Origin of the sequence: Ensifer sp. (assembly GCF_035999135.1) — a bacterium.
Lineage (GTDB): Bacteria > Pseudomonadota > Alphaproteobacteria > Rhizobiales > Rhizobiaceae > Ensifer.
In genome coordinates, this window is record NZ_DASYGZ010000114.1 from 35,474 (window position 1) to 48,627 (window position 13,154).

12 protein-coding genes are annotated in these 13,154 nt (G+C 63.5%); 10 read left to right on the top strand and 2 right to left on the bottom strand.

Going from position 1 to position 13,154, the window contains the following annotated elements; genetic code table 11:
- The first annotated feature begins 109 nt into the window (after positions 1 to 109).
- The 3 genes from VGO12_RS13290 to VGO12_RS13300 all read left to right on the top strand — a co-directional run bounded on the left by VGO12_RS13290 (position 110) and on the right by VGO12_RS13300 (position 2,903).
- On the top strand, positions 110 to 1,111 hold the full coding sequence (locus tag VGO12_RS13290; protein ID WP_327513220.1) for an alpha/beta hydrolase: 1,002 nt from the start codon (positions 110 to 112) through the stop codon (positions 1,109 to 1,111).
- Positions 1,112 to 1,139: 28 nt separating this feature from the next.
- Positions 1,140 to 1,529 carry a hypothetical protein gene (locus tag VGO12_RS13295; RefSeq protein ID WP_327513221.1) on the top strand — a complete coding sequence of 130 codons (390 nt, stop codon included), beginning with the start codon at positions 1,140 to 1,142 and terminating at the stop codon, positions 1,527 to 1,529.
- A gap of 174 nt (positions 1,530 to 1,703) precedes the next feature.
- The gene (locus VGO12_RS13300; RefSeq protein WP_327513222.1) at positions 1,704 to 2,903 is read left to right on the top strand and encodes an MFS transporter; all 1,200 of its coding nucleotides are present in this window, start codon (positions 1,704 to 1,706) and stop codon (positions 2,901 to 2,903) included.
- Between the two features lie 46 nt (positions 2,904 to 2,949).
- Here the strand turns inward: VGO12_RS13300 and VGO12_RS13305 are convergent, their stop codons facing one another.
- Both VGO12_RS13305 and VGO12_RS13310 read right to left on the bottom strand, forming a co-directional pair.
- Positions 2,950 to 4,188: an FAD-dependent oxidoreductase gene (locus VGO12_RS13305; protein ID WP_327513223.1), complete on the bottom strand. Its 1,239-nt coding sequence runs from the start codon at positions 4,186 to 4,188 to the stop codon at positions 2,950 to 2,952.
- Between the two features lie 24 nt (positions 4,189 to 4,212).
- Entirely contained in the window at positions 4,213 to 5,037 is an 825-nt protein-coding gene (locus VGO12_RS13310) for a M55 family metallopeptidase (protein ID WP_327513224.1), read from the bottom strand.
- Positions 5,038 to 5,147: 110 nt separating this feature from the next.
- On the opposite strand from VGO12_RS13310, the gene VGO12_RS13315 reads away from it, so the two are divergent.
- The 7 genes from VGO12_RS13315 (at position 5,148) to VGO12_RS13345 (ending at position 13,137) form a co-directional block, all read left to right on the top strand.
- Entirely contained in the window at positions 5,148 to 6,605 is a 1,458-nt protein-coding gene (locus tag VGO12_RS13315) for a M81 family metallopeptidase (protein WP_327513225.1), read from the top strand.
- Between the two features lie 172 nt (positions 6,606 to 6,777).
- Positions 6,778 to 7,410, top strand: a complete 633-nt coding sequence (locus VGO12_RS13320; RefSeq protein WP_327513226.1) for an XRE family transcriptional regulator — start codon at positions 6,778 to 6,780, stop codon at positions 7,408 to 7,410.
- Between the two features lie 92 nt (positions 7,411 to 7,502).
- On the top strand, positions 7,503 to 9,074 hold the full coding sequence (locus VGO12_RS13325; RefSeq protein WP_327513227.1) for an ABC transporter substrate-binding protein: 1,572 nt from the start codon (positions 7,503 to 7,505) through the stop codon (positions 9,072 to 9,074).
- A 136-nt stretch (positions 9,075 to 9,210) separates the two neighbouring features.
- The gene (locus VGO12_RS13330; RefSeq protein ID WP_327513228.1) at positions 9,211 to 10,224 is read left to right on the top strand and encodes an ABC transporter permease; all 1,014 of its coding nucleotides are present in this window, start codon (positions 9,211 to 9,213) and stop codon (positions 10,222 to 10,224) included.
- 2 nt (positions 10,225 to 10,226) lie between these two features.
- Complete coding sequence (ddpC, locus tag VGO12_RS13335; protein WP_327513229.1) at positions 10,227 to 11,123, top strand: D,D-dipeptide ABC transporter permease; 897 nt, start codon at positions 10,227 to 10,229, stop codon at positions 11,121 to 11,123.
- Complete coding sequence (locus VGO12_RS13340; protein ID WP_327513230.1) at positions 11,120 to 12,148, top strand: ABC transporter ATP-binding protein; 1,029 nt, start codon at positions 11,120 to 11,122, stop codon at positions 12,146 to 12,148. Before ddpC ends, VGO12_RS13340 begins: the two co-directional genes overlap by 4 nt.
- Positions 12,145 to 13,137 (top strand): oligopeptide/dipeptide ABC transporter ATP-binding protein, encoded by a 993-nt coding sequence (locus VGO12_RS13345; RefSeq protein ID WP_327513231.1) that lies wholly within the window; start codon positions 12,145 to 12,147, stop codon positions 13,135 to 13,137. The genes VGO12_RS13340 and VGO12_RS13345 overlap by 4 nt, the downstream gene beginning before the upstream one ends.
- Positions 13,138 to 13,154: the final 17 nt, after the last annotated feature.

Genomic DNA, 13,154 nt, shown 5'->3' on the forward strand with positions numbered 1-13,154 from the left:
CAGGCCGTGACACATCGCTCCGCATTGCGGACCACACTGAACGCCAAACCGAAACCGATCGCGGTTCTCGCACGTATATGCCTGGAGGTCGCTATTCTTCAGGAACACTATGAACGCGCGCGCAAGATTTCAGGTAGCCCTTGGCCTGCTGGTTCTGATCGGGACCATTTTCGATCCACTCAGGGCGATCGCGAATGAGACGCGTCCTGTTCGCATCGATATCGGCGGCTTCAGTCTCAACAGCGTGCTTCTTGAACCCGGCAAGCGGGCGGGCCTTCCGCCGATCGTGTTCATCCACGGTGCCAGCGCCAGTCTTTACGACCCGATGTACGCCTTTCGCGGCAAGCTCGAAGGCAGAGCGACGCTCCTGTTCGTTGACCGCCCCGGACATGGCGGCTCCGACGTCGGCGGACCTGAAAACATCCTGCCTGACGGACAGGCCGATGCCATCGCAAGTCTTATGGAAAGGCGCGGGATCCGGAAGGCGATCATTGTCAGCCACTCCTTCGGTGGCGCGATCGCAGCGGCCCTTGCCGTGCGTCATCCCGAAAGGGTGGCCGGTCTCGTCTTCCTGTCGCCCGCCGTCTATCCCTGGAAAGGTGGCGTCGCCTGGTATTATGACGCAGCAGCCGTTCCTGTGTCGGGTGCGCTCTTCAGCACTCTGCTCGCCCCACCAATCGGGCTTCTTGCGATCGGCAGCGCGACGCGCGCGACGTTTGCGCCGAACAAGATGCCGAAAAACTACATTCGTGAAGCCCGGACCCTGCAGGCGCTCAGGCCCGCAGCCTTCCGGCACAATGCACAGGAAGTGGCGGCACTCAACGACTGGACCCGGACGGCAAGTCGCAAATACCACAGGATCAAGGCGCCTACGGTCATCATCACCGGCGACGTCGACAGGATCGTATCGCCCGACGTACATGCGCGGCACCTGGCCCGGGATATCCGCGGCGCAAGCCTGCTGGTCGTGCACAATCTCGGGCACAAGTCGGACTATGTCGCAAGCGATCTGGCCGTCGCGGCGATTGAAAAGATCAGCGGCCGGAAAGTCGATCTGAACGCCGTGGCAAGGACGATCGAAGAGCGGATCGCGGCAGATGACGAGCGTTGATCTCTGGCGGTTGAGGTGCAGGGCCGGCATGGTCGCGCTATATGGAACGGCGGGCGTTCTGCATATGGCCCTTCCAGCGCCCTTTGTCGCCATCACCCCTTCGTGGGTGCCTGACGCGCCAGAGGTGATCCTCTTGACAGGACTTTGCGAGATCGCGGGAGCGATCGGCCTGTTGATCCCGGCTCTTCGAAAACATGCCGGCATCGCGCTCGCCCTTTATGCGGTGCTCGTCTTTCCGGCCAATATCAAGCATGCGCTGGACAGCCTGAGTGCGCCGGACGTCGCTCCCTGGCAGTGGCTGTATCACGCCGCCAGGCTGCCGCTCCAACCGGTCGTCGTCTGGCTTGCTGTCTTTGCGGGAGGTGTCGTGACCTGGCCTCTGCGGTGCGATCGGCCGCGACGGCAAGCGGGTGGCTGACGGCGCCGCGCCCGCATAGGTGGCCGAGAGGGGCTTCCGGCTCGGACACCGACGTGCTAGTCAAGTTGCCATGGGATAACCGAAGCTCTGCCTCGAAACCCGACATGTCCATTCCATGTCGGGACGTTCGCTCGTTCGTGCCCGCATGGGTCATCATGCAGGGAGAACGTGCGCATGAACCCTATCGTTATCTTGCTCGCCTTTGCGACATTTGCCACAGGAACCGCCGAAAACATCATCGTCGGCATCGTCTCCGATGTCGCGGGCGAGCTTGGCGTTTCGATCGCGCTTGCCGGGCAATTGACTGCCGTTTTTTCGATCGTGTTTGCCTTGACGGCGCCGCTGGCGCTGGTCCTTACGATGAGGATCGAACGCAGGCGCCTTCTGCTGTGTGCGCTCGGCCTGTTCATCGTCAGCAATCTCGCTGCGGCAGCGAGCCCCAATTTCGCAACGCTTGTCGTCGGCCGCATCGGCATGGCCATGGCGAGCGCGACCGTCTGTCTTCTGGCAACGATGCTGGCGACAGAGCTGGTCGCGAAAGACATGAAAGGTCGAGCCATCGGCCTCATTTTCATGGGGATCAGTGGCTCGCTGGTGCTCGGCGTTCCCGCGGGGATTTTCATCTGCGGATTGATCGGCTGGCGGGGCGTCTTCGTCGCACTATCCCTGCTTGCCGGCCTGGTGTGGTTGGCAAGCTGGCGGCATGTTCCGGTCTCGGCGCGCCGTGAAGCCGCCCTTCCAAGGTATCTGGACCACCTGCGCAAACCGCCGCTCGTCGCGGGCCAGTGTGTCTCCATCCTGATGATTGGCGGGCACTTCGTGCTGTTTGCCTTTCTTGGCCCTTACCTCGTCCAGATTGCCGGCGTTGCAACGGAAAACATCGCGATCGCGTTCGCGGTGCTTGGCGTTGCCGGCGTGAGCGGCGGCTATCTCGGTGGTTGGCTTGCCGACCGGTTTTCGCCGCGCACCGTCCTGTTGCTGACGCCGCTGGCGTACCTGCTCGCCCTCGTCACGATACCGTTGGTCAAGGACACCGCCTGGGTGATGTTTGGCGTGCTGATGGTCTGGGCCTGCATCAGCTGGATGATCTCGCCGGTGGTGCAGAGCTTCCTGATCTCAGCCGGGCCGGAGACGGCCGATGCCGGCATAAGCCTGAACCTGTCAACGATGCACATCGGTGTGGGGCTCGGGACGGTGGTTGGGGGGATCGCGCTTGTAAACCTGTCGGTGGACGCCCTCCCATGGGTCGGAGCGAACCTTGCGGCGCTTGCCCTGGTCGCGAGTTGCTGCGCGTTCTGGTCGTCGAGGTTGCCGGCGAGACCGCTCGAACGCATTTCGCCTCAAGCCAAAAGCCCCGTCGCGTCAGAAGCCTGATCAGGCCATCTGCTGCGAGGTCGGCCCCGGGTGAACTCGCTTTGCGCTACGCCCAGTTTCGAGCCGATGGCATCAAGGGCAGGGCCAATGGATTCTGGCTTCGCCCGTCAAACTGTTCGGCCAGCAGAAGCGCTGTCGTCGGCCCCAAGGTGAAGCCCTGATGACCGTGGCCGAAGTGGAACCATAGCCCCTTGTGCCGGCTGGGCCCGACGACAGGCAGCATGTCGGGCATGCAGGGGCGCGTGCCTGACCATGGCGTTTCTTCGATGGGGTCGCCCAGCGCGAAGAGGTCACGCGCGGCGGTGACGGCATGCGAGATCTGCCGCGACGCCGGCGCTGCGCCGGGCGGCGCCAGGTGCGCGCCGGTCAAGACCCTGACGCCTGCGTTCATCGGCGCAATCAAGGTGGCGTTGTCGACATCCAAGGTCGAGATGCGCGGCCCGTCGTCAAGCGTGAAATGCCGATGGTAACCGCGCTTGAATACCATGGGTATCCGGTAACCAAAGGCCCTGAGGAGCACCGGCGACCACGGTCCCAGGGCGACGATCGCGTTTTGGGCCGTCACCGTGCCCTCCACCGACGACACGCGCCATCCGGCCCCGTGCTGCTGGAGGGTCGTTGCATCGCCACGAACGATAGCGCCGCCGCGCTTGGCGAACAGGGCGGCGTAGCGAGCGACCAGCTCGCCCGGGTCGAGACAGGTCCAAGGCGAGGTCCAGTGCACGGCACCCGTCAGCCGACGGCGCATCCGGGGCTCGCCTGCGGCGAGTTCGTCCGCGCTCATCACGTTGGAGGGCACGCCATAGGCCTGCATCATCCGCTCGGCGGCGGTGGCGGCTGCCTCGAATTTCTCGGCGGTCCGATAGACGGCGCGCCACCCTTGGCGGACGATCAGATCGTCGGCCCCAGCGGGTTCGATGAAGCGCTGATGGCTTTCGCCCGCGCGCAACACCAGTTGCGAATAGGCTGCGACGGTTGACGCATAGGGCGCAGGCGCCGACTGCGCAAAATAGCGCCAGAGCGGCCCTGCCAGATGCGGCATGTCCCGCAGCCGCCAGTCGACATCGTTGCCCCGCTTCAGGATTACCGAAGCGATCTCGCGCACTGAGCGCGGGAAGGCGTAGGGCTCGACGGCCTCGGTCTGGATGATGCCGGCGTTGCCGTAGCTGGTTTCCCGGCCCGGCGCCTTGCGATCGACGAGCACCACCTGGTGCCCGGTCTCCTGGAGCGCGAGCGCGGTGGAGACGCCGACCATGCCGGCGCCGAGGACGATAGAGGTGGTCATGAATGGGTTCCGCGGAAATGCTCGTCAGAAGGTGAGGCGGGAATTGTAGCCGACTACGAATTGGATGAAGCGCGAGATGTCAACCATGTCGTCGCCCTGGTAGCGGATGGTGTAGCCGTCGGTGCGTTCGATCCCCTTGAGATAGGAGAGGTACTCGGCCGGAAGTCGGTTGCGGAAGACGATCTCGAGGACCGGGTTTTCCAGCTTGAACGGCTTGGCCGAGCCGGCCTTCGCCAGCGCTGCCTTGACGCCCTCGCGAATGCGGCGATGGGCGACGGCGGGTGTCAGCGTGATTGCCGATTGCGTGCTGTAGACGTGCTTCACCGGCACCGTCACGATGTCGCCGATACGCTCCTTGATTTCCTCCAGCGCAACGTTGTCGCCGGAGGCAAGCAGCACCGGGACGTCGAAGTGCCCGGCAATCGCGGCGTTGATGCCGGCTTCCGGCATGACGACGCCGTTGATCCGCACTTCGGCGAATGCCGTGCCGCCGATCGTGTGCGACAGCACACCGCCGATATGGCTTGCGCCGGCGTGGTAGCCGAGAAGCATGGCGCCGACGAAGGAGCCGAGCTCGACGCCCTGCATCATCATCAGCGGCCGCGGCCAGCTGCGGACAATCCGCACATAATCGGGCAGACGGTCGATCTGGATGCTCTCGCCATTTCCGTGGGAATCGCTGAGGATGACTTCCTCCACGCCCTCCTCGTGTGCTGCCTCGCAGGCATGGACCACGGTGTCGGTCATCCAGCGGCGGGCGTTCTCGTATTCGAAACCTTCGGGCACCAGGTGGTCGCGGCTGACGACCCCGACGATCCCCTCGATGTCAGCGGAAATATATAGGCGCATTCCTGCCTCCCGGTCAGCCGCGCGATGGCGCGGATAATGCATTTGACTTTCCGACGATAAACATAGTTTTATGATTAGAAAATATCTTTCTTGATTGGCGGGGACTGAAAATGAAACTTTTCATCGCGGGGCTGGATACGGAGACCAACACCTTCTCGCCGATGCAGACCGGCATCGAGGCTTTCGGCGAAAACCTGATCGCCTATGGCGACGCGACCAGCAAGCCGCTCAACTGCTGCTCATCCCAAATGTTCGTCTGGCGTAACGCCGCCGAGGAAAACGGCTGGGACGTGGTCGAGAGCCTGTGCGCCGTGGCTGAGCCCGGCGGCAGGACGACGCGGTCGGTCTATGAGAGCTTCCGCACCACCATTCTCGATAATCTCAAGGCGGCGATGCCGGTCGACGCCGTCATGCTTGCCCTCCACGGCGCCTGCGTCGCTGATGGCTACGACGACGTCGAAGGCGATCTGCTTGCGCATGTCCGCCAGGTGGTCGGGCCGGACGTGTCGGTTGCGGCCGAACTCGATCTCCACTGCCACATCACCGAACGCATGCTCGCCAATGCGACCATGATCGCCACCTACAAGGAATACCCGCACACGGACATCGAAGAGGTTGCGGAGCAACTGTTCCGGCTGATGGAACGCACGCTCGCGGGCGAAGTGAAGCCGGCCATGGGGGTGTATGACTGCCGCATGATCAACACTTTCCACCCGCATCGCGCGCCGTTGCGCGGCATCGTCGACCGCATGAAGGCGATGGAAGGGCAGGACGGCGTGCTGTCGGTCTCCTTCGGTCATGGTTTTCCCTGGGGCGACGTCGAGGATGTCGGCGCCAAGATGCTCGTCGTGACCGACAACGATCCGGAAAAAGCGTCGCGCATCGCCCGGTCCTTCGGTCGCGAAATCTTCGAGGCGCGCGAGGACATGCGGGGAGACTATCTCGGCATCGACGCCGCGCTTGACCGTGCTGTTGCCGCCAAGGGCGGTCCCGTCGTGCTTGCCGACGTCTCCGACAATGCAGGCGGGGGTGCGCCGGGAGATTCGACCTTCATCCTGCGTCGCATCATCGAGCGCGGTATCGAAGACGTGGCCTCCTGCCTTTACTGGGACCCGATTGCGGTGCGCATGTGCCGCGAGGCGGGAGAAGGCGCCACATTGGCGCTCAGGATCGGCGGCAAGGTAGGGCCGGCCTCCGGCGACCCGATCGACCTGACGGTGACGGTCAGGCGCTTGGCGTCCGGCGTCACCCAACGTTTCGGGCCGACCCCGCTTGGCATTGGCGATGCCGTGTGGGTTTCTGCCGGCAGCATCGACATCGTGCTCAACACGGTCCGCACCCAGACCTTCCATCCCGAATGCATGGCGGCGCTGGGGCTGGACCCCGCGCAGAAGAAAATCGTCGTGGTGAAATCCAGCAACCATTTCCGCGCCGGCTTCGAACCGATCGCGCACGAGATTCTCTATGTCAGCGCGCCCGGCGCCCTGCAGCCGACATTCGAGGACCTGGCCTTCACCAAGCTGAAGCGTCCCTATTGGCCGAAGGTCGCCAATCCGTTCGCGCAGTAGGCGATGAAAGGCTGCATGGGGTTGCGGGGCCGGGATTGCCTTCAACACGATGTTGATTTCGGTCACGTATTATAGGAAATGGTTTTCCTATCATGCCAATCGGATTCTATGTTGCGGGCGGGCGAAAAGCGGCGAGCACTTCGATGGCTGCAGGCAAATGGAGACGCCAACGATGACCGACGCGAAATCCAGCCTCGGCGAGATCCTGAAGGATATTCGCAACCGCAACCGCTGGACCTTGGCCGAAGTCAGTTCCATGACCGGGCTTGCGGTCTCGACCCTTTCCAAGGTCGAGAACAACCAGATGCAGCTGACCTACGATCGGTTGATCCAGCTTGCTGAGGGGCTGAAGGTCGATATCGTCGAGCTTTTTGGCACGCCGGCGCCAGCCGGGGACACTCAAAACCTTTTGGGACGCCGCACATATACAAGAACCGGCGACGGCCGGGCGATCATCACCCACAACTACGATTATCTCTACCTGTGCACGGAGATCTCGAAGAAGTCGATGGTGCCGATCTTTGCCGTCGTACGGGCCCGCACGCTCGAGGAATTCGGGCCGCTTATCCGGCATCGGGGCGAAGAGTTCTTCTATGTTCTTGACGGCGAACTGGAGCTTCACACCGAGATCTACGCACCGCTCCGGCTCAAGAAGGGCGATTCCGCCTATTTCGACGCCATGACCGGCCACGCCTATCTGAGCGTCAGCGACGAGCCGGCCCAGATCATCTGCGTCTGCTCAACGCCGGAGACCGAGCTGGTTTCGACGCTCGAGAGCACCCAGACGATCAAGCACAAGGACTAGATCTCGCAAAAATAGCGTATGATCGGAAAAAATCTTGCGCTTCGGAAAATCCTTTCCTAGTCTGCTGTGGCGGTGAATGCCGGGAGGGCATCGTGCGCCGCAGTTCTGGGGAGGACTACGAGATGAACGGTTCCAAATGGAAATCGATCGGTATTGCGCTGCTTCTGGCATCGACGCCGCTGTCCGGCGCGATCGCCGCGCAGGATGTGCTGGTGCTGGCGCGCGCGGAAGATCCACCAACCGCCGATCCGGGTATCGAGATCAGCAACAGCGGCTACACCCTGATCTACGCCGCCTATGAGCGGCTGGTCGCCTACAAGGGTGGATCGACCGAAGTCGGCCCTGAACTCGCCGAAAGCTGGACCGCTGACGAGGCCGGCCTCACCTGGACCTTCAAGCTCGCCAATGGCCACAAGTTCGACGACGGCACGCCTGTCGATGCCGCGGCGGTCAAGTTCAGCTTCGATCGGTTGATGAAGCTGAAAGCGGGTCCGTCGGACGCGTTTCCGGTCCTGAAGGAGGTCGAGGTCGTCGATCCCCAGACGGTGCGGTTTCATCTGAGCGCACCCTTTGCGCCCTTCATCTCGACGCTCGCCGTCTCCGGTGCCGCGATCATCAATCCGAAGGTGATGGAGCATGAGAAGGACGGCGACATGGCCAAGGCCTGGCTCGCCGAGCATACGGCCGGCAGCGGTCCCTATCGCATCGCTTCCTGGGAACGGAACCAGAGCATCGTGCTCGATAGCAACGAACACTACGCAGGCGCCAAGCCGGCGCTGAAACAGGTCGTTCTGCGCATCGTCGGCGACGTGTCGGCACGCCGCCTGCAACTGGCGAACGGCGATGCCGACATCATCGAACAAATCCCGCTCGATCAGGCCGAAGCGCTGCAAAAAGACGCCTCCGTCGTCGTCGAGAGCAATCCGAGCATGTATGTGAACTACATATACATGAACAATCGCCAGCCGCCGCTGGACGACCCGAAGGTGCGCCAGGCGATCTCCTACGCGGTCGATTATCAGGGGATCATCGACGGCATCATGCTCGGCCAGGCCAAGCAAATGCGCGGCGCCGTGCCGAGCGGCATGTGGGGCCACGACCCGCAGGGCTTCCAGTACAGCTACGACATCGACAAGGCCAAGGCGCTGCTTGCCGAATCCGGCAAGAGCGACATCCACCTGACCTATACCTTCTCGCAGGCCGATCCTGCCTGGGAGCCGGTCGGCCTTGCCCTCCAAGCCTCGCTTTCGGAAATCGGCATCAAGCTCGATCTGCAGTCGGTCGCCGACACGACCAAGCGAGAGCTGGTCGCCAACGGCAAGTTCGACATGGCGCCAGGCGCCTGGACGCCCGATTTCGCCGATCCCTACATGTTCATGAACTACTGGTTCGACGCCGACAAGATGGGCGGCCCGGGCAACCGCTCCTTCTACGGTAACAGCAAGGTGACTGGTCTCGTCAAAGAGGCAGCCTCGATCGTCGACGAAGGCAAGCGCAAGGCGCTTTACATCGAAGCGCAGAAGCTTTCGACCGAGGATGCGCCCTATCTCTACATCATGGAAAAGAACGACATCTTTGCCCGCCGCGCCGCGGTGAAGGGCTATGTCTACAACCCCATGCTGATCCAGGTCTACAACTTCGGAACGATGTCGAAGACGGAGTGAGCCGGCGGATCGACCCGATCCGAAAGAGGTCTCCATCGAGGAAACGCCTGCCGGCGGCCGCAAATGGCTCCGGAGGCGGCACTTCGTCGTTTCCATAGCTTAAGGCAGGGTTTCCCTGCCGAAAGGGCTGGCGTCCATGGCAATCACCCGCATCATTCTTCCGCGTCTGATCCTCCTGCTTTTCGTGGTGCTGGGGGTCGCCGTCATCACCTTCACGATCTCGCATCTCATTCCCGGTGATCCGGCGCGCATGATCGCCGGCGACCGGGCGAGTGCCGAAACACTGGATAATGTCAGGCGGACGCTCGGCCTCGACCGGCCGGTCGTCGAACAGTTCACGATCTATATCGGCAAGCTGCTTCAAGGCGATCTCGGCACGTCGCTCAGAACCAATCGTCCCGTTGCCGCCGACATCCGCACCTTCCTGCCGGCGACGCTCGAGCTCGGCATGGTCGCGCTCTTTATCGCGATCTGTCTCGGCGTGCCGCTCGGCGTGCTCTCGGCCGTCTACAAGGATGGTCCGATCGACCAGGTCGCGCGCACGGTGTCGGTCTGCGGCATCTCCATGCCGGTGTTCTGGTTCGGCCTGATCCTGATCTACGTCTTCTATGCGAAATTCCAGATCCTGCCCGGCAGCGGGCGCCTCGCCATGGGCATCGCGACACCGGAGCGCATCACCGGCTTCCTGCTGGTGGACTCGCTGCTGCAGGGCCGCTTCGACGCTTTCCGCAGCGCGCTCTACCACATCATCCTGCCCGGCTTCGTGCTCGCCTTTGCCAATATGGGCGTGATCACACGCCAGATCCGCGCCTCGATGCTCGACGTGCTGCAGGAGGACTACATCCGCACGGCGCGCGCGAGCGGCCTGCGCAAGGGCATGATCATCTTCAACTATGCGCTCAGAAACGCGCTCATCCCGTCGATCACGCTGCTCGGGCTGGCGCTCGGTGATCTGCTCTACGGGGCGGTGCTGACCGAGACGATCTTTGCCTGGCCCGGCATGGGAACCTATGTCGTCACCTCGATCCAGACGCTCGATTTTCCCGCGATCATGGGTTTCACCATCGTTGCGTCCATCGGCTATGTGCTGATCAACCTCCTGGTCGATCTCGCCTACATGCTCGCCGATCCGCAGATCAGGGAGGTCTGATCATGTCCGCCATCACGCCGACAGACCCTGTGGCGACCCGCAGGAGCAGGCCCTTCACCGATCGGCTGCGCTATCTCTGGTATCTCAGCCGCCGCAGTCCGCTGACACTGGTCGGCGTCGCGATCATCCTTGCCGTTCTCGTCATGATCGTCGCTGCCCCCTGGCTCGCGCCTTACAATCCCGACAAGGTCTCCCTGACCTCCCGCCTGTTGCCGCCGAGTTCCGCCCATTGGTTCGGCACGGATGAGGTCGGCCGCGACCTGTTCTCGCGCGTCATCTTCGGGGCAAGGGCCTCCTGTGGCGCCGCGTTCATGATCGTCCTGATTTCGACGGCCGTCGGGGTGCTGATCGGCTGCTTCTCGGGCGTGGTCGGCGGCCGGGTTGATACGGCGATCATGCGGCTCATGGATGTCGTGCTCGCGCTCCCGGCGCTGGTGCTTGCGATGGCGCTGGCAGCGGCGCTCGGCCCGAGCCTGTTCAATTCGATGCTGGCGGTCGCGATCGTCCGGATCCCCGCCTATGTGCGCCTCGCCCGCGGCCAGACGCTGTCGCTGCGTGAGCAGGTCTTCGTGAAGGCGTCGCGCACCTATGGTGCGTCGCCGTTCTACATCCTGCGCTGGCATATCCTGCCAAACGCCACGTCGCCGATCATCGTCCAGGCGACGCTCGATCTCGGCGGCGTCGTGCTGATCGCGGCCGCCCTCAGCTTCATCGGCCTCGGCGCCCAGCCGCCGACCGCCGAATGGGGCGCGCTCGTCAGCAGCGGCCGCAGCTACATGCTCGACCAATGGTGGTATGCGACCTTTCCGGGTCTGGCGATCCTGATCACGGCCATGGGGTGCAATCTCGTCGGCGACGGCATCCGCGACATGCTCGACCCGCGCTTGAGGGGCAGATGATGATGACGACGGGAACGGCAGAACCACGCGGCCAGGCGCTGGCCATCAACAATCTGTCGCTGGAGTTTCCAACCTTCAGCGGCGCGGTCAAGGCGCTCGACAACGTTTCGATCAACGTCGCAAAGGCCGAGGTCGTCGGCATCGTCGGCGAGTCCGGCTGCGGCAAGTCGGTGACGACCATGGCCGCAACCGGGCTTCTGCCCAAGGGGCGCTATCATATCACCGGTGGCAACGTCCGGCTCTTTGGCCACAGCACCCTGTCCATGGACGACAGTCAGTTGCAGGACCTGCGCGGAAAGGTGGTCTCGACCATCTTCCAGGAGCCGATGAACGCGCTGAACCCGACGATCCGCATCGGCAGGCAACTGACCGACGTCATCATGCGGCACGAGGAAATCGGCCTTGTCGAGGCAAGACGCGTCGCCCGCGACATCCTCGCCGACATGCTGATCGGCGAGCCCGAGCGGGTCATGAACCTCTATCCGTTCGAGCTCTCCGGGGGCATGCGGCAGCGGGTGCTGATCGCCATGGCGTTCTCCTGCAACCCCGGCCTCATCATCGCCGACGAGCCGACGACCGCACTCGATGTCACGGTGCAGGCGGTGATCCTCAGGCTGATCCAGAACCGCGCCCGCCGTACGGGCACCGCCGTCGTCTTCATCTCGCACAATGTCGCCGTCGTCTCGCAGCTCTGCGACCGCCTCTATGTGATGTATGCCGGGCGGATCGTGGAGCACGGTGCGACGCGGAGCGTCCTCGAGACGCCGCAGCATCCCTACACCCAGGCGCTGTTGCGCTGCCTGCCGGAGCGCGTTGCGCCGAAACAGGACCTTGAGGCGATCCCCGGTGCCGTGCCGAACCTCCTGCAACCACCGGCCGGCTGCTACTTCCAGCCGCGCTGCAAGGAAGCGGTCGAACAATGTCGATCCCGGTCTCCGCAATTGGCGGGCGAGGGTGGCCAGCAGGTGGCCTGCTGGCGGCGCGGAGTGGCGGCGGAGCTGCCAGGACAGGGAGGCCGGCAATGACGAAAGCCGTTGATATCTTGACGCGGCCGGTCCTCGAGGTCAGCGATCTCCATGTTCGCTTCCCGGCGTCGCGCAACTGGCTCGGCCGCCCCACATCCCACGTGCATGCCGTCAACGGCGTGACCCTGACGGTTAGCGCCGGCAAGAGCCTCGGCATCGTTGGCGAGTCCGGCTGCGGCAAGAGCACGCTCGCCCAGGCGATCATCGGGCTTGCGCCCTATGGAGAGGGCAGGGTGGCGATCGATGGCGAGGATTTCCAGAAGGCTGAGGGCAAGCGGAAGCGCGCCTTGCGGCAGAAGATGCAGATCGTCTTTCAGGACCCGCAATCCTCGCTCGACCGGCGCCTGCCGGTCTGGCGGCTGATCAGCGAGCCGCTGCATATTCGCGGCGGCCACAGCAGGGCCGAACTGCGTGCGAAGGCGGAGGAACTGGCCGTCGCCGTCGGGCTCAGACCAGAACATCTCGATCGTCTGCCGCACGAGTTTTCAGGCGGCCAGCGCCAGCGCATCGCCATTGCGCGCGCGATCAGCACGGACCCGGAACTGATGGTGCTGGACGAGCCGACATCGGCGCTCGACGTCTCGGTGCAGGCGCAGATCATCAACCTGCTCCTGAAGCTGCAGCGAGAGCGCGGGCTCACCTATCTCCTGATTTCGCATGACGTTGCGCTGGTGCGCCATTTCTGCGACGACGTTGCGGTGATGTATCTTGGCCAGATCGTCGAATCCGGCCCGGCCGACGCGGTGCTCAGCAATCCCCGTCACCCCTACACCCAGACGCTTCTGGCGGCGGCTCCGAGTTTCGAAAGCCCGCTGCCGGACATTGCTCAGGTGCGCGCCGGCGAGCTTCCCAACAACCGCAACCTGCCGGACGGCTGCTTTTACAGGCAGAGATGCGACAGGATTGGCGGCGGCTGCGAGGTTGGCCAGGTGCTGCGGCGCCTGAGCGAGAGCGCCCGCCATGTCCGGTGTCACCTGGCGCAGACGTAAAAACATGGACGCGCCAA